The sequence below is a fragment of the Nioella sp. genome (genome assembly GCF_965215655.1).
Taxonomy (GTDB): Bacteria; Pseudomonadota; Alphaproteobacteria; order Rhodobacterales; family Rhodobacteraceae; genus Nioella.
Genome location: NZ_OZ244111.1, coordinates 1760093 through 1782696, shown reverse-complemented (window position 1 = coordinate 1782696; position 22604 = coordinate 1760093). Strand labels below are relative to the sequence as shown.

Here is a 22604-nt window from a genome sequence, read left to right as displayed (position 1 = left end):
AGTCCTGTCAGCGCGGGAGTTCGGACAGCGAGAGCGCCGGGGTTTCGAAAATCGGTTGCAGCGCAGCAGATATGTCCGTCCAGCCATCCGGCGGATCGGCGTCGAGCGCCGCAATGGCGCGCGAGGTCAGAAGGATGCGCCCCGGTCCTGTCTGCGCCGCACGGTCGAGCGCAGGCGCAGGCAGCAACTCGGCGGGAGAGAACAGCAGCAGATAGCCCGTGCAGATGTAGCCGCAGTCATCGACGACGATGTCGCCGGGACGCACCTCTTGCAGCAGCGGCCCATGGGTGACGGGCTTTGTTGCACAAATGGGGTGAGGGATTCCCTGTGTGAATCCAGCGTGGTAGCTGGCGAGCATGAGCAGTTGGTCCCTTATGACGTACAAGACCAGGAACTGGCCTTCGTACAACACGGCGCTGAAGCAGCGCGGTTCGCTATCGATCTGGTTTGATCCCGATATGACCTGGCACGCGGCACCCACCGGCAAGCGCGGGCGGCAACCCGAGTTCAGCGACGCGGCGATACAGGTTTGTCTCACGATAAAGGTGTTGTTCGGCATGCCCCTTCGCCAGACGACCGGGTTCGTCGAAAGCCTGCTGCGGTTGGCAGGCCTTGACTGGAAAGTGCCGGACTTCAGCACTCTGTCTCGCCGCCAGAAGACCCTGAGCGTCGCCATCCCTTATCGCGGAGGAACGGGTCCTTTGCACCTGCTGATCGATGCGACCGGGATCAAAGCCGAGGGCGAGGGAGAGTGGAATGCCCGCAAGCATGGCGGGTCAAAGAAGCGCCTTTGGCGCAAGCTGCATCTTGGTATGGACGAGGAAACACTGGAGATCCGCGCAGTCGGTGTCACGACAAGCAACGTCGGCGACGCCCCTATGTTACCCGACCTGCTGGCACAGATCCCGCCCGACCAAGAGATTGCCACGGTCACCGCTGACGGAGCCTATGACACGCGCAGATGTCACAATGTGATTGCCGCTCGAGGTGCCGTTGCCGTCATCCCACCACGCAAGAATGCGCAACTCTGGAAGCCAACTACGGCGGGTGCTATCGCGCGAAACGAAGCCGTGAGGGCCTGCAAATATCTCGGACGGGCACTCTGGCGAAAGCTGACAGGCTATCACCGACGAAGCCGCGCAGAGACGAAGATGCACTGCGTCAAACTCCTTGGCCAAGGCCTGATGGCCAGAGACTTCGACCGGCAGGTCGCTGAGCTCCAGATCCGGATCGCGGTGCTCAACCGCTACACCGCTCTTGGCATACCCGTCACTGAGCCCGTAGGATGAGTCCGTCCGGGGAAAGGGGAAGCCTGCCCTTCAACCGATTTGTGCAACAGAGCCTGGGTGACGCGCCAGTAATCGCTGTCTGCCCGAGCGAAACCCATCATCGCGCCCGCGCCGTTGGCAACCCACAAGGCCAGGATGCCCGCCACCAGCACCCGCTGAACGCCTTGGACAGGTGGCAACCGAAGCACGACAAGCAGGGCCAGAAACGGCAGCACGACGATCCAGAATTCCTTGTTCGTGGGTTCCCAGATCGTGGCGACAAGCGCATAAGTGCCCGCATGCAGTATCAGAAGCGGCCCAAAGCCGGGCGTCAACGCCCTGCCCCCGCGCAGCAAGGCCCTGACCGACAATGCGCCAATGGCCAGAACGCTGAGCACAGTCAACAGCAGCAGGGGCCAGAACCCGAACGCAAGTCCGGTTTCAGCGAAATGAGTTTCCTCCACCAGTTGACGGCCCGCGAACACCCGCTCCAGCACGCCTGCGGCCTCTGGAGAGGCAAAGAGAAACAGGCTCGACCAAATAGCGGTCCCAAGCCCGATCAGCGCCTTGACCGGAGCCAGGACCGAGAGCGGCGTCCAAAGCCCGTCAGCAGCGTAGCCCTTGGCCCAGAGGATCAGCTCGCCGATCGTCCGATGCCCCAGCAAGACCCACCCGGCCCAGAGATAAACCGCCCCGACCACCGCGCCAAACACCGCCAGCCACAGGACCGCCGCCCCGATCCTGCGCGCAGAGATCAGCATGACCAGCGCAGGCACCGCCAGAAACACATGGCTTTGATGGATCAGCGTGGCGATGCCCGCCAGAAACGCCGCAAGGATCACGGCACGGGGGCCGGACTGTTCCCACCCGACCTGCCAAATGGCCAGAAAGCTGGCCAGAACGAAGGGCAAGGGTAGCGTGTAGGTGTCGGGATACATGCCATAAAGCCAGAAGGCAAAACAGCCCGCCAACAGCCATACCGCGCCAGATGCCCCGGCCAGCCCACCACCCGCCAGCCGCGCAATCTTCCAGACCAGAGCCAGAGTCCACAACGCTGCAATCAGGCTTGCCACCTGCATCACAGCCAGCGCCGTCGCCCCCGGCCAGACCGCCTGAGCCACGCCTGTGAGGCCTTGCATCAAAGGCTCATAGATCAGGTGGTTCGGATGCCATTGGGCAACCCCGCCCGATACGCGATCGACGTAATAGACCGCGTCCTCCCCTTCGGTGAAATTCTGCGGGAAGGTCAGCAGGTAGAGCAGTCCGATAAGGGCAATGGTCAGCCCCGGCAACAGCTTGTCGCTGCGGGTTTCAACCAGGCTTTGCCCCCGTGCTTCGTCCAAGGCATCCACCTTTCGTTTCAACGATCTGCCTGATGTCTGCTAGCACGGCGGCCCGGATACGCCAAGCAAGCCAAACCGCAACACCCTGTTTCTCAGGCCAATCCTACGCGTTGCGACTGGCTTGTTCTGAATCAAGGACAATAAGCGATTTCCCTCGATAATTGCCGTCGTCAATTGCAGAGAGGGAGGAACAAATGCAGCGTGTATTTCTTACAAGCTTTATTGCCGGGCTTGCCCTGGCCACGGGGGCCAACGCCTGCCCCACCTATAGCTTGACCGGGACGACCTATAGCCTGACCGGAGACCAGCTATACAGTCCAGACTCGTTCAACGTGGTTGCGGGCGGTCAGAATGATCTGCGGACCTGCCCGCAGCCGGGCGTGGGATATGTCACGACCGCGCCGGACTTCACCTTCTATTTGTCCGGAATGAATCGGTATGACCTTTTGCTTGACGTTGTCAGCGCCTGCGACGCGACACTTTTGGTCAACACGGCCGATGCCCAATGGCATTTCGACGACGACAGCAACGGCAACCTCGACCCGCGCCTCAATCTGCGCGGGGCCAGCGCATTGAACGGTAGGGTCGATGTCTGGGTCGGCAGCTACAATGGCCAGTACTGCGATGCCACGCTGACGCTGGAGACGTTCCTGAGTTCGGGCGGCGGCGGTGCAGGCTCTACCGGCGTGGGTTGCCCAGACCCGTCCCGACCCGGGCCGAGCTATGCGATGACCGGCCAACAGCTCTCCACGCGCCACAGTCTGCCCATTACTGCAACTGGCGGAACGGCACTGTCTTCCTGCGGCATTCCGGGCACTGGTTATGCGGCCGCGATGCCGACGGCGTCGCTGATGTTGTCGGGGATGGTGGGCTATGACCTTGTGCTCGATGTCGAGAGCACGTGCGACTCCACCCTGTTGATCAATTCCGCCCGCGGCATGTGGTTCTTCGACGATGACAGCAACGGCAATCTGGACCCGCGCGTCACTCTTACGTCGGGTCTCGAGGGCCGTGTCGACATCTGGGTCGGCAGCTATTCAGGCTCTGACTGCCAGGGCACATTGTATATGGAAACCTTTGCGACGGGGTCGAGCGGGGGCACCGGAACCGGGGGCTTCACACAAGGTGCCAGTCTCGCGGGGCAATGGTACTGGGAGGCGATCAGCCTCCCGATCACGATCAACGCGAATGGGACCGGGCATGATGGTGTCAACACGATGACCTGGACCGGTCCTGACGCAAACGGCACCTACACCCTGACCTGGAGCCACGGTTACACCGACTACGCCACCCTGACCGGAAACCGACTGGAAATCGTCAACAACGAAGGCTTCCGGTTCGGTGCGACGCGTTTGGGGGGTGATCTTGAAAACCCTCCCGGGGCTGGTACGCCCCATGACCAGCCCGGCGACAACGCGTCTATCCTGGAAGGGGCCTGGACCATCGACTCCTTTGGCTACGGCGGCACGCTGACCTTCGACCGACACGCGAACGGCTGGTCCGCGACGGTGCGGTTCAACGTGAACGACTTCGAGGAAATCCTCCAGAACGTTCAGTTCGATCCCGTGACGGGCGAAGTACAGTTCTATCGCGAACGCGGAACACAGCACTATGTCGGCACCCTCTCGGGCGGCGAGATCACCGGCATGTTCAATCGTGGACCGGGTACGCCCTACGACAGCGGCTGGTCAGCGACCCGCTGAGGCGGATCAGAGCGGTTCGATATCGCCTTCCGCGCGCGCAGCATGGAAGGCGGTTTCGAATGCGTCGAACCTGTCGGCTTCGATGGCATCGCGCATGTCCTGCATAAGCTCCTGGAAGTAATGCAGATTGTGCCAGGTCAACAGCATGGAGCTGATGATTTCCTTCGCGCGGAAGACATGGTGCAGATAGGCGCGGGAATAGCCGGTGCAGGCGGGGCAGGTGCAGTGTTCGTCCAGCGGGCGCGGGTCGTCCTGGTGGCGGGCATTCTTGATATTTACCACGCCGCGCCGGGTGAAGGCCTGCCCGGTGCGCCCCGATCGGCTTGGCAGAACGCAATCCATCATGTCGATCCCGCGTTTTACGGCCCCGACGATATCGTCGGGTTTGCCAACGCCCATCAGGTAGCGCGGCTTGTCCTCGGGCAGGAAATCGGGCGCGTAGTCGAGACAGGTGAACATTGCCTCCTGCCCCTCGCCCACGGCAAGGCCGCCCACGGCATAGCCCTCGAACCCGATCTCTTTCAACGCCTCGGCACTCTCCTCGCGCAGATCCTGTTCCAGCCCGCCCTGCATGATGCCGAAAAGCGCGTGGCCCGGGCGGTCGCCGAACGCGTCGCGGCTGCGCTGCGCCCATCTCATCGACAGGCGCATGGACCCGGCGATCCGGTCCCGGTCGGCAGGCAGCGCCGGGCATTCATCGAAGCACATGACGATATCAGAGCCCAGGAGCCGCTGAATCTCCATCGAGCGTTCCGGGGTCAACATGTGGCGCGAGCCGTCCACATGGCTGCGGAAGGTGACCCCCTCCTCGGTCAGCTTGCGCAGATCGGCAAGGCTCATCACCTGGAAACCGCCCGAGTCGGTCAGAATCGGCTTCTCCCAGTTCATGAAGCGGTGCAGCCCGCCCAACCGGTCGATCCGCTCCGCCGTGGGGCGCAGCATCAGGTGATAGGTGTTGCCAAGCAGAATGTCGGCGCCCGTTGCGGCCACGCTTTCGGGCATCATCGCCTTCACGGTCGCCGCCGTGCCCACGGGCATGAAGGCAGGTGTGCGAATCTGTCCACGCGGGGTCGAGATTACCCCCCGGCGGGCCTTGCCGCTGGTTGCTGTCACCGAAAAGTCAAACCGGCCTGTCATGTCGTCACCCATTGCTTTGGACAGGCGACTGTCATAGGCGAAATATCCGCGATGCCAAGAGAGGACCCATGAAATGACTGCAGAAGAGTCCCTTCGTCTTGGGTGGGAAGAGTGGCTGAGCCTTCCCGGCCTCGGACTGCCCGCGCTGAAAGCCAAGGTCGACACCGGGGCCAAGACCTCGGCGCTGCACGCCTTCGATATCGAAACCTTCGGCTCGGCCAGCAAACCGAAGGTGCGCTTTGCCGTGCATCCGGTGCCGGGGCGCACCGATATCACCATCGCCTGTTCCGCCGCGCTGCGGGACCGGCGCGAGGTGACTTCGTCCAATGGCGAGACCGAACAACGCTATGTGATCGAGACCGAGCTCGATATCGGCGGGCAGCGCGTGCCAATCGAGGTGACCCTGACCGACCGCACCAATATGGCCTATCGCATGCTGTTGGGACGGCAGGCGCTTCAGCCCGACTGGATCGTCAGCCCGACGGAAAGCTGTTGTCAGCCGCTGCTGAGCTATGACGTCTATCATTCCGCCAAGGTCAAGACCTCGGCCCCGAAACGCGCGCTGCGCATCGCCGTGCTGAGCCGGGAGAACAATTATTCCACCCGCAGGCTGGTCGATGAGGGCGAGGAACGTGGCCACACGATCGAGGTCATCGACACGACGCGCTGCTACATGGCAATCAATTCGCTGGCGCCGGAGGTCCACTATGACGGCGCCCGCCTGCCCCGCTATGACGCCGTGATCCCGCGCATCGGGGCCTCGGTGACCGCCTATGGCACCGCCGTTCTGCGCCAGTTCGAAACGCTCGGCACATTTTGCGTGAACGGCAGTGCGGGGATCACGGCGAGCCGCGACAAGCTCCACGCCCACCAGTTGCTGGCCCGTCACCGGATCGGGATGCCACGCACCGCCTTCGCGGCCTCGCCCAAGGACACCGGCAACCTGATTGGCCTCGTGGGCACCGCGCCGCTGATCGTGAAACTGCTGGAAAGCACGCAAGGCAAAGGCGTGGTTCTGGCGGAAACCCGCAAGGCCGCGCAATCGGTGATCGACGCGTTCCGGGGTCTCAAGGCCAATTTCCTCGTGCAGGATTTTGTCAAGGAAGCCGCGGGCGAGGACATTCGCTGCCTCGTGATCGACGGCAAGGTGGTCGCTGCGATGAAACGCAGCGCGGCGGGGGATGATTTCCGGTCCAACCTGCACCAGGGCGGCACTGCAAAGGCGGTGCGGATCAGCAAGGAGGAACGGGAGGCGGCGCTGCGGTCTGCCCGGGTGTTCGGCCTCGGGATGGCCGGGGTGGACCTGTTGCGCGCTTCGGACGGCCCCAAGGTGCTGGAAGTCAACAGCTCTCCCGGTTTCGAAGGCGTGGAAAAGGCGACCGGCAAGAACATCGCCGCGCATCTTTTCGATGCCATAGAGAAGAAGGTGCGCCCGACGCCTGCCCGCAAGCGCAAGGGAAAATAGGGGTGTTTCGCCGCCTCTTGGCGTCGACCCGTGAGCGGCCCTCCTCAACCCCCGGCTGACGCCGGAGGCCTCGTCATGCCGCGTTGCCACGGAACATCTGCGAGACCTGCGCTTCTGGCCGGTCGGATGTGATGGTGGTGAGGACAGGATGCCTCCGGCGGAGGTATTTTTGCCAAGATGAACGGACGGGATTGGCTGGCGGCTCTGGACCTCTGGGGGTGCTTTCCTTATATCTTTGCTCAACAATTGGTTTTCCAAGCCGGATGGCACGCAAATGCAAGAGCAGCTGGAGGGGGCGCCCCTCATCAAACCATCTTCGACCGATCATCCTCTCTACGATGCGATCGTCGAAGCCTGCCGCACGGTCTATGACCCTGAAATCCCAGTCAATATCTATGACCTGGGCCTCGTCTACACGGTCGAGATCAGCGCCGAGAACGAGGTCGAGGTGACCATGACCCTGACCGCGCCGGGCTGCCCCGTGGCCGGTGAAATGCCCGGCTGGCTGGCCGATGCCATTCTGCCGGTGGCCGGGGTCAAAACGGTGAATGTCGAGATCACCTGGGATCCGCCCTGGGGCATGGAGATGATGTCGGACGAGGCCCGGCTGGAACTTGGCTTCATGTGACATCAAGTCTTTTGGCTTGATTTTTGGGATATCAAGTCATATGGCTTGATTCATGACCACTGCCCTCCATCCCATGGCCGTCCTTACCGGCGACCTCATTGGCTCAACCGATCATTCGCCTGAATGGACGACACAAGCGCTTGACCGTATCAAGACATGTGCGCATGAGATCAGGGCTTGGGACGACGCTGATGACCCGCGGTTCACCCGATATCGGGGCGATGGCTGGCAGATCGTCCTGAGCGAACCTCACCGCGCCCTGCGCGCTGCGCTCTATATTCAGGCCAGCCTAAAATCCGCTCAGTCCGGTGCCCGAAGCCGCATTGCGATAGGCCTGGGAGAGGTGGACGCCTTGCCGGTTGGCGACCTGTCAAACGCGTCTGGACCTGCGTTCATTGCCTCGGGCCAAGCCCTGGATGACATGGCAAGGGACCGAGAGCTCGTCATCGCGGCGCGTGAGTCCGCGTATCTCCACAAAGGCATTGCCGTTCTGCTTGACCGGGAAGTGCAAGACTGGAGCCGCGAACAGGCCGAAGCCATGATGCACTTCCTTCCGCCGTCGACCCCGACCCTGAAGGACCTTGCAGATGCGCTTGGGGTCTCGCCGCAAGCCATTCATTCCCGGCTGAAAAGCGCCCATTGGCGAGAGGTTGTTCAGGCCGTCACGCATTGGGAAGCCCAGGAGGAAAGCCGCCATGATTGAGACCCTCACCGCGCTGATCTTTGCACATATTCTGGCCGATTTCGCCTTTCAGACCAAGGCGATGGCCACCGGCAAGGACAGGCTGGGGCCACTTCTGGCGCATACGGGGGTGGTCTTTCTGGTCAGCTACGCGGCGCTTGGCGGAGCGCATTGGCCGGCGCTGTTCGTGGCGGCGCTGCATATGCAGATCGACTATGCCAAGGCGCGGCTTGGGTCGGATGACAGTCTGGCACATTTCCTGCTGGATCAGGGCGCGCATGGGATGGCGATCCTGGCGGGCGGGCTGCTGTGGACCGATGCCTATGCCACGGGCCTTTGGGGGCAGATGCCCGGTCTGACGGCACAAGCGCCCGAGGCGATGGCGCTGATTGCGGGTTTTCTGCTGGCGACGCGGGCTGGGCAATTCGCCGTTGGCAAGTTGATGACGCCTTACGCGGCGGCCCTGCCCGATACCGAGGGGCTGTCCAACGGCGGCGCGGTGATCGGCGTTCTGGAACGGGGGCTGACCTTCATCCTTGTGCTCAGCGGGCAGATGGCGGGCGTGGGCTTCCTGATCGCGGCGAAATCCTTCCTGCGGGTGGGCAGTATCGAGAAGGACCGGACCCTGGCGGAATATGTTATCATCGGAACGCTTGCGTCGATCGGGTGGGCCCTGCTGGCCGGCATTGGCACCGCAGCGCTGATTTCCCACTTAGGGGGTGCTTGAGAACCGGCGCCGCCTGCCCTAGATTTGAGGCAACAGGAAAAGGACCACTCCCATGTTCGGCATTCCCGGCAAACAGGCCGTGACCGTCACCGACGCCGCAGCGCGCCAGATTTCCAAACTGATGGAATCCGGCGGGTCGCAGGGCTTGCGCATTGGCGTCAAGAAGGGCGGCTGCGCGGGGATGGAATATACCATGGAATACGTGTCCGAAATCGACCCGCTCGATGAGGTCGTAGAACAGGACGGCGCGCGGGTGATGATCGCGCCCATGGCGCAGATGTTCCTGTTCGGGACCGAGATCGACTACGAGGTGTCGCTGCTGGAATCGGGCTTCAAGTTCCGCAATCCGAACGTGGCCGATGCCTGTGGTTGCGGGGAATCGATCAAGTTCAAGGATATTGACGAGCTTCAGGCCGAGCAGGCCGGGAAATGAGCCTGTCAGCGGAGGAAATTGCCTTCGCGAAAGAGCTGTTTTCGGACCTTGGCGAGCTGAGCACCCGGCGGATGATGGGCGGGCTGTGCCTGTATCACGACGGCACGATCTTCGCGATTGTCCATGGGGACGGGTCGATCTGGCTGAAGGGCGCGGGCGATTTCATTGCCGAGCTGGAGGCAGAAGGCTGCACCCGCTGGACCTACACCCGCGAAGGTGGCAAGCCCACGTCGATGCCCTACTGGACCTTGCCGGATGCAGCGCTCGACGATCCGGAGATGGCCTGTGACTGGGCCCGCCGGGCGCTGCGCCACCTATAGCCCTTCCCGCCCCGCCGGTTTCGCGCTATCCCCTGCGAAAGAGTAACAAAAGGGGTGTGACATGGTCCGCAAGCTTGCCGCCGGGAACTGGAAGATGAACGGAACGGGCGCGAGCCTTGCCGAGGCGGAGGCGCTGAAAGCCGCCCTGCCCTCTGCATCTGTCGATGTCCTGATCTGCCCACCCGCGACGCTGCTCTCGCGCCTGTCTGACACGCTGTCGGGCAGCGCCATTGCCACGGGCGGGCAGGATTGCCATTCCGCCGAAAATGGCGCCCATACTGGCGATATCTCTGCCGGGATGCTGGCGGATGCGGGGGCGACCCATGTGATCCTCGGTCATTCCGAACGGCGCACCGATCATGGCGAAACGGACTCTGACGTGCGCGCCAAGGCAAATGCGGCGATTGCAGCGGGCCTGACAGCGGTGATTTGCGTCGGTGAAACGCTGGACGAGCGAGAGGCCGCGAATACGCTCGCCATCATCGGCGGTCAATTGGCGGGGTCGGTGCCCGATCTGGTCAGTGCTGACCGGCTGGTCATCGCCTACGAGCCTGTCTGGGCCATCGGCACCGGAAAGGTGCCCACGATGCACCAGATCGGTGAGGTGCATGATTTCATCCGTGCCGAACTGGAAAAGCGCTTCGGCGTCGGCGTGGGGCGTGCGGTGCCGATCCTCTATGGCGGCTCGGTTAAGGGATCGAACGCCGCCGAGATCTTCGCGGTCAGCAACGTGAACGGCGCTTTGGTGGGCGGGGCATCCCTCAAGGCCGCCGATTTCCTACCAATCGTCGAGGCGCTTCAGGCCTCCTGACGGGGGATGACGCGCAGGTGAATGCCGTCTTTTGCCCGCACGGTCAGGAAGGCCACGGGCACAGGGTCTTTCCCCTCGATCCGCTCGAACCGGTAGCGTTTGAGCAGCATCGACAGCAGAAGCGGCCCCTCGACCATGGCGAACCCTGCTCCGGTGCAGACCCGCGGCCCGGTGGAAAACGGCATATAGGCCTCGCGCTGACAGCGCTTCCCGTTTTCGGTTTGCCAGCGCGCCGGATCGAACCCGTCGGGATTGTCCCAGAGCCTTTCATGCCGGTGCAAGTGCCAGGGGCTAAGCACGATCTGTGCCCCCTTGGGCACCTCGCGATTACGGAAGCGTTCCGGGCAGGCCGCCTCGCGCACCATCATCGGCACCGGCGGGTAGAGCCGCAGCGCCTCGCGGAACACGTCGCGGCTGAGCTTCAGCTTGGACATGACTGAAAAATCTGGATTTTCCAATGCCTGCGCCTCTTCGGACACCCTGCCCTGCCAGTCGGGGTAAAGCGCCATCAGGTAGAGCGTCCAGGCCAGAGCAGAGGCGCTGGTTTCGTGCCCGGCAAGGAAGAAGATCGCCACCTGATCGACCATCTCGGAGGTGCTGAAGGTCTCTCCCGTTAGTGGGTCCGCCGTGGTCATGATCTTTGTGGCCAGATCATCCGGGGCTGTGCCCGCCTCTATCGCCGACATCCGCTCTGCCGTCAGCCGCGTGATCAGCCCGCGGATCGCCTTCGCCGTTTCCCGCGTGCGGCGCCGATGCCCGCGCGGCAAGAAGCGCGGCAAGGGCAGGAAGGCCGCAAGGTTCAGGATCGGCTGTGTGCGCTGGTAATCGCGGAACTGGGTGAAGACCTCTGCCGCCACTTCATGTTCGATCGGGATCGAGAAAAGGGTTCGGAAAATGACATCCGCCGCCGCGTGACTCATCTGTTCCTCGACCTCCACCTCGCCCGCCCCCATCCGCGTGCAGGCAGCCTCTGCCGCCGCCCACATGGCCGGAAACGTGTCGCGCAGGCGCCCGCCTTCGAAGGCGGGGTCAATGATCCGCCGCTGGCGCTTCCAGGTCTCGCCATTGGTCAGGAAGACCGAGTCGCCAAGCAGCGGGCGCAGCCCCTCGCCGATCCGGTCGGATTTGGGGAAATCTTCGGGCCGCTCTTTCAGGACCAGGTCCAGCAGGGCAGGTTCGTTGACCATGAAACTGCGGAAGAACGGTGTTTTGAATTCCGCCATCCACGCGCGATAGAGCCGCGCGGGCTGCGCCGACAGGATGTCCTGCCGGAAAAGCCGCATGTAGCGCCAGAGAGAGACCCTGTCGGGCCGCGATCTGGGCTTGGGCGGGGTCATGCCAACCCCCGGTGCCGGTTGACCGGCTTGGAAATGCGCCCCGGCGACGGCGCGCGCCCTGCGTAGCGCGTGGCCAGTGTCAGGGGCCCGGCCGTGATCTGGAAGTAGTCATAATCGCCAGGCCGGTCGAAGGCATTGAGATACTGGAAATGCAACTCGAACAGCTGCCATTTCAGGGCCCTCTGCCGCGCAGGACTGAGCGTCTTCGTGAATGCCGCCGAAATGACCAAGGGCCAGCGCTGCCCCTCCGGCGCGACCCCCGTCACCGCCACCGGATCGCAGAGCGCGAAGGAACAGCCATCGCCCGGCGCGGTCACGTCGAGCCAGGTGATCTCCTCTCGCGTGCACAGAAACGCCAGATCCGCCCGCAGCCGCCCCGCCCTGGGCAGAAACGACACCATCGGCACCACATGGCCAAGCGTCAGCAGCGCCAGCCTTGGCCCGCTATCCGGCACCCTGCCCGCCCGGATCACATCGGCCAACAGCGACACCGCCATATAGGCGCCAGAGGAATGGCCGACGATCAGCACCTCCTCCACGTCCTCGACCAGCGCCTCGGCGATCCGATCCGCGAACTCCCGCATCCGCGCTTCCTGAGCGGGGGGGTAAGCGCCGCCATGACTGGCGGAGAAAGCGTAGTCATGCATCAGGTACCACCCAAGCCAGGGGTCGCGCCGTTTGAACCAGCGCAGCACCAGCCAAACCAGACTGGGCCACATCACCAGCGCCAGGGCCGCGCGAAGGGCAAAGAGGCTTTGCCCGCCGGATCGTTCCCCTTCGATCCCCCGCAGCAGCGTCTCGGACCCCGCTAGCGCGCCATATGCCAGCGCAAAGCCAAGCCCAAGGGCCAGGGCCAGTTGCGCCAGCAGCAGCAGCACCGGGTAAAGCGCCGCGATCACCGGCCCCTTCCTGAGCCGCATCAGACGCAACAGCGCGCCAGAGCCGATATAGGCCCAGGCCGTTTTCAACAGCTGCCAGTATGTCGCGGCAATCCCGTGGCCCATGCTGTCCTTGACAATATCGGCCCAGACCAGCACCTCGATATCGGCGCGCGTCCAGTCCCCGCCAATGACCGTCTCCACCGACCAGCCGTAATAGCCCTTGGTCCGCTGCGGCCCCATCGTCAGCTCATATCCGGAAATCTCCGCCTGTTCCTCGCCCCCGCGCCGGTACCGTTCACGATATTTTCGCGCCGGGACCGGGTCAAAGCCGGGAATATAAAGAACCCGCCGGGTCCTGACCTCTTGGCTCTGTGCCTCACTCATTACACCACTCTGCACCGGCTTTCGGGCGCAGCATACAGGGAAAATCGGGCAAAGCTAAGAACTCTCAGCCCAATTCGCCAAGCATGGGGAAGGTTTCGAGGATCCAGAAGGACAGCGTCGTGAAGGCCCCGGTCAGCAGCATCAGCCCGACGGCGATCAGCAGGAGGCCCATGATCCGCTCGATGAGCCGCATATGGCGCTTGAGCCGCGTCATCAGTCCCATGGCGCGTTCGATGAACATGGCCGCCAGAAGGAAGGGCACCCCAAGTCCAAGCGCATAGACCGCCAGCAGCGTCGTACCGCGCGCGACGGACGATTCCACCGCCGCAAGGCCCAGGATCGCGCCCAGTTGCGGCCCAATGCAGGGGGTCCAGCCAAAGGCGAAAGCGAGCCCGAGCACATAGGCCCCAAATGCCGAGCCCCCCCGGTCGCCCGCATCCATCCGCGCATCCCTGTCGAGAATCGAAATGCGGAACACGCCCAGGAAATGCAGACCGAAGATGATCACGACCACCCCAGCAATTTTCGACAGAAGATCCTGATTTTGCAAAAAGAACTGGCCAAAGATCGAGGCGGTGAAACCCAGGAACACGAACACCGTCGACAGCCCCAGCACGAAAAACGCCGCCGCCAGAACCGCCCGTCTGCGGCCTGTTCCTTCCTGCATCTCGTTCATGCTGATCCCGCCCATATAAGCGAGGTAAGGCGGCACGATGGGCAATACACAGGGGCTGAGGAAGCTCAACACCCCCGCTGTCAGCGCGACCAGCATCGCGGGCAGCAGCCCCGCATCGAAAAGATCAATTCCGAACATATGCCCTTCCTGCCGCGCCGCGGGGCAAAAGACCAGCCCAAGCGATCTCACATTCCCGTGGACAAGTGCCGCAGCCTTGCGTAATGCGCGGTTCATGACCCCCGACCACGATATCGACGCGCTCGGACTGCTCTGCCCCCTGCCCGTCCTGCGCCTGCGCAAGGTGCTGCTGGCCGCCCGTCCCGGCGCGGTGATCCGCATCCTTGCCGACGATCCGGTCGCGCGCATCGACATCCCGCATTTCTGTGCCGAACAAGGCGTGGAGCTTCTGCTGACCGAGCCCATGGATCAGGGCACCGCCTTCACGATCCGCGCCGCCTGACCCCTTCTTCTTGGTCCAAATACTCAAATCATGACCGCGCAACCCGGCCCGACACCCACGTTTGGCGGCGCCTTTCCACGGGCGGGAATAGAGCGGCGCGGCAGCGCCACCGCTGGATCACATTACTCCGCGGCCGTCGCCATCGGGCTGCCCCCGGCGCGGAAGGCTGCCAGCAGTTCCTCCCGGCGTCGATTTGCGGCCTCGACATTAGCCTCTTTAACGGGGCCAAAACCCCGGATCTGACGCGGGAGAGTGGCGATTTCTACCGCGATATCAGACAATTCCGGGGTGACGTTTGACAAGACTTCCGCCATGTCGGCCTCATACTGCCGGATCAGACCGCGCTCCATCTTGCGTTCTGCGGTGTAGCCAAAGACATCGAGAGGCGTCCCGCGCAGCTTGCGCAGTTTGGCGAGCAGCTTGAAGCCGCGCCCCATCCAGGCCCCGAATTGCCGTTTGCGCGGGCGGCCAGCGGCATCCTTGCCCGGCAGCATCGGCGGCGCGAGATGATAGCTCAGTTTCAGATCGCCTTCGAACATCTCGCGCGCCTTGGATTCGGTTTCCAGATGCAACCGCGCGACCTCGTATTCATCCTTGTAGGCCAGCAGCTTGTGATAGCCGATTGCGACGGCCTCTTTCAGGGCAGCATCCTCCACGCTGTCCACAAGCTTGCGATAGCGCCTGGCCAGCCGCTTGCCTTGGTAGTCCACCAGATGCGCCTCGCGGAAGGCGATACGGTCCTCCAGAGATTTCGGCATCTCGACCACATCGCCACCGATCTTCGCCGCCTCCTCGGGGTTCAGCACCGCCCACCGGCCCAGTTCGAAGGCCTGTTTGTTGCGCTCCACCGCCGCTCCGTTCAGCTCGATCGCGCCCAGTATCGCCTCGTGGCTCAGTGGCACCAGCCCGTTCTGCCAGGCCGCGCCGAGCACCATCATGTTCGAGAAGATGGAATCGCCCATCAGCTTGCGTGACAGGTCGGACGCGTCGAATAGGGCCAGATTATCCCCCAAACGCGCTTGAAGAGCGATCTCCAAGTCATTCACAGGAATACGGAATTCCGTATCGCGGGTGAAGGCTCCGGTGATGATTTCATGGCTGTTCACCACGGCCTTGGTGCGGCCCGTCGTCATCAGGCCGAGCGTTTTGGATCCGGCCGAAACCACCAGATCGCCGCCGATCACCGCATCGGCCTCGCCCACAGCGACGCGGATCGCGCTGATATCCTCGGGCCGCTCCGCAAGGCGCAAGTGGATATGCACCGCGCCGCCCTTCTGCGCGAGCCCGGCCATCTCGATCATGCCCGCACCCTTGCCGTCGAGCTGCGCGGCCTGCGCCAGAACCGCGCCCACGGTGACCACGCCGGTGCCGCCAACGCCGGTGATCACCACGTTATGGGTGCCGGTGATCGCGGGCAGATCAGGCGCAGGCAGATGGCCCACATCGACGCTGGCCGAGGCCTCCTTGCGGATCTTACCACCCTCGACGGTTACGAAGCTGGGACAGAAGCCCTTGAGGCATGAAAAATCCTTGTTGCAGCTTGACTGGTCGATGGCGCGCTTGCGGCCGAGTTCGGTTTCCACCGGTACGATGGACACGCAGTTCGATTGCACCCCGCAATCGCCGCAGCCTTCGCAGACATCAGTGTTAATGAAGACGCGCTTGTCGGGGTCGGGGAAAGTGCCGCGCTTCCTACGACGGCGTTTTTCGGCAGCGCAGGTCTGCACGTAGATGATGGCGGAGACGCCCTCGATCTCCTGGAACCGCTCCTGCACGGTCATCAGGTCGTCGCGTTCATGCCGTTCCACGTCGCGGGGAAAGGCTGAAAAATCAATCTCTTCCTTGGGGTCGTAGATGAGCGCGATGTGTTTCACGCCCATGGCGCGGATCTCATGTGCGATGCGCGCCGGGTCCAGATCGCCCTCATTGTGCTGACCGCCGGTCATGGCGACGGCATCGTTGAAGAGGATCTTGTAGGTGATGTTGGTGCCCGCCGCGATGGCCGCGCGGATGGCCAGAATGCCGGAATGGTTATAGGTCCCTTCGCCGAGGTTCTGGAAAATGTGCTTGCGGGTGGAAAACGGCGCCTCGCCGGTCCAGTTCGCCCCTTCCGCGCCCATATGAGTAAAGGCCTCGGTATTGCGGTCCATCCATTTGGCCATGAAGTGACAGCCGATGCCCGCGCCCCCGCGTGCACCCTCGGGCACCTTGGTGGAGCTATTGTGCGGGCACCCCGAGCAGAACCAGGGCAGCCGTGTCGCCAGTTCCTGCGCGTTGTCGGCGCGCATGGCGTCGGTCACCTGCTGGATACCCGCCTTGATCCGGTCGGTGCCCCGGCCCTCATCGATCAGGATATTGCCTAGCTTCACGGCAATGTCATTGGGGTCGAGCGCAAAATGGGTCGGGAACAGAACCTCTCCCTTGCCGCCCTTGTAGCCATAGACTCGGCGCCCGCGCCGGTTGTCGAAGATGGCTTCCTTGATCTGCACCTCGATCAGTTTGCGCTTTTCCTCGACGACGACGATCAGCTCCAGCCCTTCGGCCCAGTCCTCAAGGCTTTTCATATCCAGGGGCCAGGTCTGGCCCACCTTGTAGGTGGTGATGCCGAGCCGGTCGGCCTCGTCCTCGTGGATGCCGAGGAGTTCCATCGCATGCACGAGGTCGAGCCAGTTTTTCCCCGCCGCGACAAAGCCGATCTTTGCGCCGGGCTTGCCCAGAACCCGCTTGTCGATGCCATTGGCCCGCGCGAAGGCCTCGGCGGCGAAGCGTTTATGGGCCAGCAGCCGTTCTTCCTGTGGAATCCAGTGATCGCCAAGGCGAATGTTCAAGCCGCCCAGTGGCATGGTGAAATCCGGGCGGATAAAGGACATCCGATCAGGGCGGCCATCGACGACGGAGGTCGCCTCGACCGTATCTTTCATCACCTTCAGGCCCAACCAGACCCCGGCAAAGCGGCTAAGTTCATAGCCGTAATGCCCGTAATCCAGGATCTCCTGCACGCCTGCGGGCGACAGAACCGGCATATGCACATCGACCATCGCCCAATCGGACTGGTGGCAGACGGTGGAGCTTTCGCCGGTGTGATCGTCGCCCATGGCCATGATCACACCGCCATGGGGCGAGGTGCCGGCCATATTGGCGTGCCGCATCACATCGCCAGAGCGGTCCACCCCCGGCCCCTTGCCGTACCAGAGCCCGAAGACGCCGTCATATTTACCCTCGCCCCGCAACTCTGCCTGCTGCGCCCCCCAAAGCGACGTGGCGGCGAGGTCTTCGTTCAGGCCGGGACGGAACAGCACATCAGCGGCGGTCAGAACGTTCTCGGCCTTGGTCATCTGCAAATCGACTGCGCCAAGGGGAGACCCGCGATAGCCGGTCACGAAGCCCGCCGTGTTCAGCCCTGCCTGCCTGTCGCGCCATTTCTGCGCCAGCATCAGCCGCACCAGCGCCTGTGTGCCGTTCAGCAGAACGGGGGATTTTTCCAGATCGAAACGATCGTTCAGTGAAACTTGTGCCAGTCCCATGGTCCTCTCCCGATGGAATGCCGCAATTTCCATCATTATAGGTCAGCATATTTGACCTTTCAAGCGATGTTTGAGCAATCCTCAGAGTTCTTCATTGAACTGTAGGGTAAACTGACTAGGTTGCCATGGGTATCGGGGCATCGGTTCAGGAAAAGAAAGTCTCTCCTATGGATTGGGACAAGCTGCGCATTTTTCACGCTGTTGCCGATGCGGGCAGCCTAACCCATGCGGGCGACACCCTGCATCTGAGCCAGTCCGCTGTCAGTCGGCAGATCCGGTCGCTGGAGGAAAGCCTTGATACGACGCTGTTCCACCGCCATGCACGCGGGCTGATCCTGACTGAACAGGGCGAATTGCTGTTCGACGCCACCAGATCCATGTCGAAACGGCTGGACGCCGCCGCCGCGCGCATTCGCGACAGTGAAGAAGAGGTCTTTGGCGAGTTGCGCGTCACCACGACCGTCGGTTTCGGCACGCTCTGGCTCGCCCCGCGCCTGCCGCAGCTCTATAACAAGTACCCCGAGTTGAAGATCGACCTGATCCTCGAAGAACGGGTGATGGACCTGCCCATGCGCGAGGCCGATGTCGCCATCCGCATGAAGGAACCCAGCCAGGCCGACCTGATCCGCAAGAAGCTGATGAGTGTGCGGATGCAGCTTTATGCCTCGCAAACCTATCTGGAAGCCAACGGCACCCCCGCTTCGCTGGAGGAACTGGGCCAGCACCGGCTGATCAGCCAGAACGCCCATTCCGCGCAGGTCAGCGCCGGGGCCCTGCTGGTGCGCGAGATCATGTCCTACGATGTGGGCAGCTTCCTGACGGTCAACAACTATTTCGGCGTCCTTCAGGGCGTAATCCACGATCTGGGCATTGGTCTGCTGCCGGATTATCTGGCCGAGGATTTCCCGCAGCTTGTCCGCGTCTTGCCAGAGGTGGAAAGCAACGAAGTACCTGTTTTTCTTGCCTATCCTGAGGAGCTGCGCCATTCCAAGCGGATCGAGGCGTTCCGCGATTTCGTGACCGAGGAAATCATCGCGCACCGCCGCAAACGACGCGAGCAAGAGGGGTAACGCGCGCCTTGCACCCGCAAAAAGTGTGAGCCATGTGCAACGCGCATAGCGGCTTTGCGGCGATGCGGCGAAATAACCCTTGATCGTTAACATGCTGCTGACTATTTCAGCATCAGTGACGGGCGATAGACATCGCGCGCTCACTACCTCCCTGTTGGACTTTGGCCGAGATTCGTCTCGGCCTTTTTTTTGGTCTAATCCCCTGCTATTTCGGCGCAATGCGCCACGCAGTTTCGCTCAATACAGACAGCTATCAGGACTGGGACGGTCTTCTGGCCCTTCTGAACAAGGCTTTTGCCTTCATGGAAGGCCGCATTGATCCGCCATCCTCGCTTTTGCGCATGACTGCTGAAAGCCTGAAGCAGAAAGCCACTGAAGAAGACCTTTTTCTGATCACGCAGGATTCCCTCCCAATTGCCTGTCTCTTCGGCCATCCGCAGCAAACGGAGTATTATATTGGCAAGCTGGCGGTGGATCGCAGACATCGCGGTACAGGGCTTGCCCGTCAGCTTCTGGATGCTGCAGCGCAGGAAGCGGTCCGGCGCGGGCTCAAGGGGCTGTGTTTGCAAACAAGGGTGGAACTGCGCGAAAACCACCGGACATTCCGGGCCATGGGGTTCCATCTAGTCGGTGCCAGCGCCCATCCGGGCCATGCACAGGCCACATCGTTGACATTCCGCCGCCCCCTGTGACCTCTCACCCCTTTTCCCCGCCGGGGCCTTGCCCTAAAGAGTGCGCCAAGCGACCTGAGCCCCAAGGGACATCGAAGATATGCAGGAACCGGCCATCACGCCCGACATCATCGCCGCGCACGGGCTGAGCCCCGATGAGTATGAGCGCATTCTGGAGATCATCGGCCGAGAGCCGTCATTCACGGAACTGGGCATCTTCTCGGCCATGTGGAACGAGCATTGTTCCTATAAGTCTTCCAAGAAATGGCTGCGCACGCTGCCCACGGACGGCCCGCAGGTCATCTGCGGTCCGGGGGAGAATGCGGGCGTGATCGACATCGGCGACGGTCAGGCCGTGGTCTTCAAGATGGAGAGCCACAACCACCCCTCTTATATCGAACCCTACCAAGGGGCGGCGACCGGCGTGGGCGGCATCCTGCGCGATGTCTTCACCATGGGCGCGCGGCCGATTGCGGCGATGAACGCGCTGTCCTTCGGCGCGGTCGATCACCCCAAGACCCGCCAGCTGGTGCATGGTGTCGTGGAAGGCATCGGCGGCTATGGCAACTGCTTCGGCGTGCCAACTGTAGGTGGAGAGGTCCGCTTCCACCCCGCCTATAACGGCAACTGCCTGGTGAACGCCTTTGCCGCCGGATTGGCGGACGCAGACAAGATCTTCTACTCTGCGGCCTCCGGCGTGGGCATGCCAGTTGTATATCTCGGCGCCAAGACCGGCCGCGACGGGGTTGGCGGGGCCACCATGGCCTCAGCCGAGTTCGACGACACGATCGAGGAAAAGCGCCCCACGGTGCAGGTGGGCGACCCCTTCACCGAAAAGCGCCTGATGGAGGCCTGCATGGAACTGATGCAGACCGGTGCGGTGATCTCGATCCAGGATATGGGGGCTGCGGGCCTGACCTGTTCTGCGGTGGAAATGGGCGACAAGGGCGGGCTTGGCATTCAGCTCAACCTCGACCATGTGCCGCAGCGCGAAACCCATATGACCGCGTATGAAATGATGCTGTCCGAAAGCCAGGAGCGGATGCTCATGGTGCTGAACCCGGATCTGGAAGCTGAAGCGCGCGCGGTGTTCGAAAAATGGGATCTGGATTTTGCCATCGTGGGTGAAACCATCCCCGAGGACCGCTTCCTGATCATCCATGGCAACGAGGTCATGGCCGACCTTCCGCTGTCGAAACTCTCCTCGACCGCGCCCGAATATGATCGCCCCTGGGTGGAGACCCCGGCTGCGGCGGAAATGGAGCCTGTGACGGGCGTCGACCCGATTGACGGGCTTAAGGCGCTGATCGGGTCGCCCAACTATGCGGCCAAGCAGTGGGTCTACGAACAATATGACCACATGGTCATGGCCGACACGGTGCGCGCACCGGGGCTTGGCGCAGGCGTGACCCGCGTGCACGGCACAGACAAGGCGCTGGCCCTCACCTCTGACGTGACCCCGCGCTACGTCAAGGCGAACCCGTTCGAAGGCGGCAAGCAGGCGGTGGCCGAAGCCTATCGGAATATCACCGCCACCGGCGCGCTGCCGCTGGCGACCACCGACAACCTCAATTTCGGCAACCCCGAAAAGCCAGAGATCATGGGGCAGTTCGTGGGCGCCATCAAAGGCATTGGCGAGGCGGTCGCCGCGCTGGACGTGCCGATCGTGTCGGGCAATGTCTCGCTTTACAACGAAACCGACGGCCAGGGCATCCTGCCCACCCCCACCATCGGAGCCGTGGGACTGCTGGACAATATGGCCGATTTGATCGGTGGCACCGCGCGGGATGGCCATGTGGCGGTTCTGGTGGGCGAAACCACCGGCCATCTGGGTCAGTCCGCCCTGCTATACGAGGTGTTCAACCGCGAAGACGGCGATGCGCCGCATGTGGATCTGGAGGCCGAGAAGCGCAACGGCGACTTCATCCGTGCCAATCGGGCGCTCATTGACATGTGCTCGGACCTTTCCGATGGCGGTCTTGCGCTGGCGGCGTTCGAGATGGCGGAAGCCTCCGGTGTGGGCGTGACGCTCGACGCGGGCGACACGCCAACGCTCTTCGGTGAGGATCAGGCGCGTTACCTGATTGCCTGCTCCTTCGACAAGGCCGAGGCGCTGATGGTCGCGGCAGGCCAGGCAGGCGTTTCGATCACGACCGTGGGACGGTTTGGCGGGGATAAGGTGCGCATGGGCGGGTCCGAAGCGCCGCTGGCGGAACTCTCTGCCACCTATCGAACCGCATTTGCAGAGAAGCTCGGCTAGCATCGGTTACGGGGAAAATCTTCGAAGATTCTTTAAAAAGGATCTTCGAAGATCCTTTCACGTCGCGCCCTTGCGGGATACTTGGTCGCGGACTACATCTGGGATGACAGACAGGAGTTGCCCATCATGCCCATTACGGCCCAGGACATCGAAGACCTGATCCGGGAAAGTCTCCCGAATGCGAAGATCATCGTCGAGGGCGATGACGGCGTCCATTTTTCCGCGCAGGTCGTGGATGAAAGCTTCAGGGGCATGAACCGGGTGCAGCAACAGCGCGCGGTTTATGCGGCGCTGAAAGGCAAGATGGACGGTGCCCAGGGCGAAGTGCATGCACTGGCGCTGACGACGAAGGCACCGGAGTGAGCCCATTAGGGACACCGGACTGATTATCACGATTTTGAGGAACGCCGAGATGAGCGCAGAGACCCAGATCAAAGACACTATCGAGGCCAATGACGTGGTGCTTTTCATGAAAGGCACCAAGACCATGCCGCAATGCGGGTTTTCCAGCCGCGTGGCAGGGGTTCTCAATTTCATGGGCGTCGAGTTTGCCGATGTGAATGTGCTGGCCGACGAAGAGATCCGCCAGGGCATCAAGGCCTTTTCGGATTGGCCGACCATCCCGCAGCTTTATGTGAAGGGCGAGTTCGTGGGCGGCTGCGATATCGTGACCGAGATGACCCTGTCGGGCGAGCTCGATACGCTTTTCGATGACAAGGGCGTTGGCTATTCGAAAGAGGCCGCCGACAAGATCCGGGCCGCGAACGCCTGAGGCACAAGGGATTTCGCCGCCTTCGGCGTCGATCCGCGCGGCCCGTTCCGGG

22 protein-coding genes are annotated in these 22604 nt (G+C 62.6%); 15 read left to right on the top strand and 7 right to left on the bottom strand.

Going from position 1 to position 22604, the window contains the following annotated elements; translation table 11 throughout:
- Nucleotides 1-7: 7 nt before the first annotated feature.
- Complete coding sequence (locus tag ACOOEX_RS09040) at nt 8-358, bottom strand: hypothetical protein (protein WP_420398091.1); 351 nt, start codon at nt 356-358, stop codon at nt 8-10.
- Here ACOOEX_RS09040 and ACOOEX_RS09035 point away from each other — a divergent pair.
- Complete coding sequence (locus tag ACOOEX_RS09035) at nt 357-1289, top strand: IS5 family transposase (protein WP_420394792.1); 933 nt, start codon at nt 357-359, stop codon at nt 1287-1289. The two genes, ACOOEX_RS09040 and ACOOEX_RS09035, sit on opposite strands and share 2 nt — an antisense overlap.
- On the opposite strand, the gene ACOOEX_RS09030 is transcribed toward ACOOEX_RS09035, so the two are convergent.
- Nucleotides 1247-2611: a hypothetical protein gene (locus ACOOEX_RS09030; RefSeq protein ID WP_420398090.1), complete on the bottom strand. Its 1365-nt coding sequence runs from the start codon at nt 2609-2611 to the stop codon at nt 1247-1249. The two genes, ACOOEX_RS09035 and ACOOEX_RS09030, sit on opposite strands and share 43 nt — an antisense overlap.
- Before the next feature lie 194 nt (nt 2612-2805).
- Here ACOOEX_RS09030 and ACOOEX_RS09025 point away from each other — a divergent pair, with 194 nt between their 5' ends.
- Nucleotides 2806-4314: a hypothetical protein gene (locus tag ACOOEX_RS09025; RefSeq protein ID WP_420398089.1), complete on the top strand. Its 1509-nt coding sequence runs from the start codon at nt 2806-2808 to the stop codon at nt 4312-4314.
- A gap of 6 nt (nt 4315-4320) precedes the next feature.
- On the opposite strand, the gene tgt is transcribed toward ACOOEX_RS09025, so the two are convergent.
- Nucleotides 4321-5451, bottom strand: a complete 1131-nt coding sequence (gene tgt / locus ACOOEX_RS09020) for a tRNA guanosine(34) transglycosylase Tgt (RefSeq protein ID WP_420398088.1) — start codon at nt 5449-5451, stop codon at nt 4321-4323.
- Nucleotides 5452-5524: 73 nt separating this feature from the next.
- On the opposite strand from tgt, the gene rimK reads away from it, so the two are divergent.
- The 7 genes from rimK to tpiA all read left to right on the top strand — a co-directional run bounded on the left by rimK (nt 5525) and on the right by tpiA (nt 10517).
- Entirely contained in the window at nt 5525-6916 is a 1392-nt protein-coding gene (gene rimK, locus ACOOEX_RS09015; RefSeq protein WP_420398087.1) for a 30S ribosomal protein S6--L-glutamate ligase, read from the top strand.
- Between the two features lie 274 nt (nt 6917-7190).
- Complete coding sequence (locus ACOOEX_RS09010; RefSeq protein ID WP_071689805.1) at nt 7191-7544, top strand: SUF system Fe-S cluster assembly protein; 354 nt, start codon at nt 7191-7193, stop codon at nt 7542-7544.
- 52 nt (nt 7545-7596) lie between these two features.
- Nucleotides 7597-8247, top strand: a complete 651-nt coding sequence (locus tag ACOOEX_RS09005; protein WP_420398086.1) for a hypothetical protein — start codon at nt 7597-7599, stop codon at nt 8245-8247.
- Entirely contained in the window at nt 8240-8953 is a 714-nt protein-coding gene (locus ACOOEX_RS09000) for a DUF3307 domain-containing protein (protein WP_420398085.1), read from the top strand. Before ACOOEX_RS09005 ends, ACOOEX_RS09000 begins: the two co-directional genes overlap by 8 nt.
- Before the next feature lie 52 nt (nt 8954-9005).
- Nucleotides 9006-9386: a HesB/IscA family protein gene (locus tag ACOOEX_RS08995; protein WP_071689802.1), complete on the top strand. Its 381-nt coding sequence runs from the start codon at nt 9006-9008 to the stop codon at nt 9384-9386.
- Nucleotides 9383-9706 (top strand): TfoX/Sxy family protein, encoded by a 324-nt coding sequence (locus ACOOEX_RS08990; RefSeq protein WP_420398084.1) that lies wholly within the window; start codon nt 9383-9385, stop codon nt 9704-9706. Before ACOOEX_RS08995 ends, ACOOEX_RS08990 begins: the two co-directional genes overlap by 4 nt.
- A 61-nt stretch (nt 9707-9767) precedes the next feature.
- On the top strand, nt 9768-10517 hold the full coding sequence (tpiA, locus tag ACOOEX_RS08985) for a triose-phosphate isomerase (protein ID WP_420398083.1): 750 nt from the start codon (nt 9768-9770) through the stop codon (nt 10515-10517).
- Here tpiA and ACOOEX_RS08980 read toward each other — a convergent pair.
- The 3 genes from ACOOEX_RS08980 to ACOOEX_RS08970 form a co-directional block, all read right to left on the bottom strand.
- Entirely contained in the window at nt 10505-11854 is a 1350-nt protein-coding gene (locus ACOOEX_RS08980) for a cytochrome P450 (RefSeq protein ID WP_420398082.1), read from the bottom strand. The two genes, tpiA and ACOOEX_RS08980, sit on opposite strands and share 13 nt — an antisense overlap.
- Nucleotides 11851-13119 carry a hypothetical protein gene (locus ACOOEX_RS08975; RefSeq protein ID WP_420398081.1) on the bottom strand — a complete coding sequence of 423 codons (1269 nt, stop codon included), beginning with the start codon at nt 13117-13119 and terminating at the stop codon, nt 11851-11853. Before ACOOEX_RS08975 ends, ACOOEX_RS08980 begins: the two co-directional genes overlap by 4 nt.
- A gap of 64 nt (nt 13120-13183) precedes the next feature.
- On the bottom strand, nt 13184-13933 hold the full coding sequence (locus tag ACOOEX_RS08970) for a cytochrome c biogenesis CcdA family protein (protein WP_420398080.1): 750 nt from the start codon (nt 13931-13933) through the stop codon (nt 13184-13186).
- Nucleotides 13934-14027: 94 nt separating this feature from the next.
- Between ACOOEX_RS08970 and ACOOEX_RS08965 the strand changes: the two genes are divergently transcribed.
- The gene (locus ACOOEX_RS08965) at nt 14028-14255 is read left to right on the top strand and encodes a sulfurtransferase TusA family protein (RefSeq protein ID WP_420398079.1); all 228 of its coding nucleotides are present in this window, start codon (nt 14028-14030) and stop codon (nt 14253-14255) included.
- A gap of 122 nt (nt 14256-14377) precedes the next feature.
- Here the strand turns inward: ACOOEX_RS08965 and ACOOEX_RS08960 are convergent, their stop codons facing one another.
- A complete protein-coding gene (locus tag ACOOEX_RS08960; protein ID WP_420398078.1) occupies nt 14378-17779 on the bottom strand; it encodes an indolepyruvate ferredoxin oxidoreductase family protein in 3402 nt (1133 codons plus the stop codon).
- 167 nt (nt 17780-17946) lie between these two features.
- Here ACOOEX_RS08960 and ACOOEX_RS08955 point away from each other — a divergent pair, with 167 nt between their 5' ends.
- The 5 genes from ACOOEX_RS08955 (at nt 17947) to grxD (ending at nt 22552) form a co-directional block, all read left to right on the top strand.
- Nucleotides 17947-18849, top strand: a complete 903-nt coding sequence (locus ACOOEX_RS08955; RefSeq protein WP_420398077.1) for a LysR family transcriptional regulator — start codon at nt 17947-17949, stop codon at nt 18847-18849.
- A 161-nt stretch (nt 18850-19010) separates the two neighbouring features.
- A complete protein-coding gene (locus tag ACOOEX_RS08950; protein WP_420398076.1) occupies nt 19011-19541 on the top strand; it encodes a GNAT family N-acetyltransferase in 531 nt (176 codons plus the stop codon).
- Nucleotides 19542-19620: 79 nt separating this feature from the next.
- Complete coding sequence (gene purL / locus ACOOEX_RS08945) at nt 19621-21780, top strand: phosphoribosylformylglycinamidine synthase subunit PurL (RefSeq protein ID WP_420398075.1); 2160 nt, start codon at nt 19621-19623, stop codon at nt 21778-21780.
- A gap of 126 nt (nt 21781-21906) precedes the next feature.
- On the top strand, nt 21907-22143 hold the full coding sequence (locus ACOOEX_RS08940) for a BolA family protein (protein WP_420398074.1): 237 nt from the start codon (nt 21907-21909) through the stop codon (nt 22141-22143).
- 49 nt (nt 22144-22192) lie between these two features.
- Nucleotides 22193-22552 carry a Grx4 family monothiol glutaredoxin gene (gene grxD, locus ACOOEX_RS08935; protein WP_420398073.1) on the top strand — a complete coding sequence of 120 codons (360 nt, stop codon included), beginning with the start codon at nt 22193-22195 and terminating at the stop codon, nt 22550-22552.
- The last annotated feature ends 52 nt before the right edge of the window (nt 22553-22604 follow it).

Coding starts and splice junctions, on each gene's coding strand:
- ACOOEX_RS09035 (WP_420394792.1), top strand. CDS start 357: ATGAGCAGTTGGTCCCTTATGACGTACAAGACCAGGAACTGGCCTTCG.
- ACOOEX_RS09040 (WP_420398091.1), bottom strand. CDS start 358: ATGCTCGCCAGCTACCACGCTGGATTCACACAGGGAATCCCTCACCCC.
- ACOOEX_RS09025 (WP_420398089.1), top strand. CDS start 2,806: ATGCAGCGTGTATTTCTTACAAGCTTTATTGCCGGGCTTGCCCTGGCC.
- tgt (WP_420398088.1), bottom strand. CDS start 5,451: ATGACAGGCCGGTTTGACTTTTCGGTGACAGCAACCAGCGGCAAGGCC.
- rimK (WP_420398087.1), top strand. CDS start 5,525: ATGACTGCAGAAGAGTCCCTTCGTCTTGGGTGGGAAGAGTGGCTGAGC.
- ACOOEX_RS09010 (WP_071689805.1), top strand. CDS start 7,191: ATGCAAGAGCAGCTGGAGGGGGCGCCCCTCATCAAACCATCTTCGACC.
- ACOOEX_RS09005 (WP_420398086.1), top strand. CDS start 7,597: ATGACCACTGCCCTCCATCCCATGGCCGTCCTTACCGGCGACCTCATT.
- ACOOEX_RS09000 (WP_420398085.1), top strand. CDS start 8,240: ATGATTGAGACCCTCACCGCGCTGATCTTTGCACATATTCTGGCCGAT.
- ACOOEX_RS08995 (WP_071689802.1), top strand. CDS start 9,006: ATGTTCGGCATTCCCGGCAAACAGGCCGTGACCGTCACCGACGCCGCA.
- ACOOEX_RS08990 (WP_420398084.1), top strand. CDS start 9,383: ATGAGCCTGTCAGCGGAGGAAATTGCCTTCGCGAAAGAGCTGTTTTCG.
- tpiA (WP_420398083.1), top strand. CDS start 9,768: ATGGTCCGCAAGCTTGCCGCCGGGAACTGGAAGATGAACGGAACGGGC.
- ACOOEX_RS08980 (WP_420398082.1), bottom strand. CDS start 11,854: ATGACCCCGCCCAAGCCCAGATCGCGGCCCGACAGGGTCTCTCTCTGG.
- ACOOEX_RS08975 (WP_420398081.1), bottom strand. CDS start 13,119: ATGAGTGAGGCACAGAGCCAAGAGGTCAGGACCCGGCGGGTTCTTTAT.
- ACOOEX_RS08970 (WP_420398080.1), bottom strand. CDS start 13,933: ATGTTCGGAATTGATCTTTTCGATGCGGGGCTGCTGCCCGCGATGCTG.
- ACOOEX_RS08965 (WP_420398079.1), top strand. CDS start 14,028: ATGACCCCCGACCACGATATCGACGCGCTCGGACTGCTCTGCCCCCTG.
- ACOOEX_RS08960 (WP_420398078.1), bottom strand. CDS start 17,779: ATGGGACTGGCACAAGTTTCACTGAACGATCGTTTCGATCTGGAAAAA.
- ACOOEX_RS08955 (WP_420398077.1), top strand. CDS start 17,947: ATGGATTGGGACAAGCTGCGCATTTTTCACGCTGTTGCCGATGCGGGC.
- purL (WP_420398075.1), top strand. CDS start 19,621: ATGCAGGAACCGGCCATCACGCCCGACATCATCGCCGCGCACGGGCTG.
- ACOOEX_RS08940 (WP_420398074.1), top strand. CDS start 21,907: ATGCCCATTACGGCCCAGGACATCGAAGACCTGATCCGGGAAAGTCTC.
- grxD (WP_420398073.1), top strand. CDS start 22,193: ATGAGCGCAGAGACCCAGATCAAAGACACTATCGAGGCCAATGACGTG.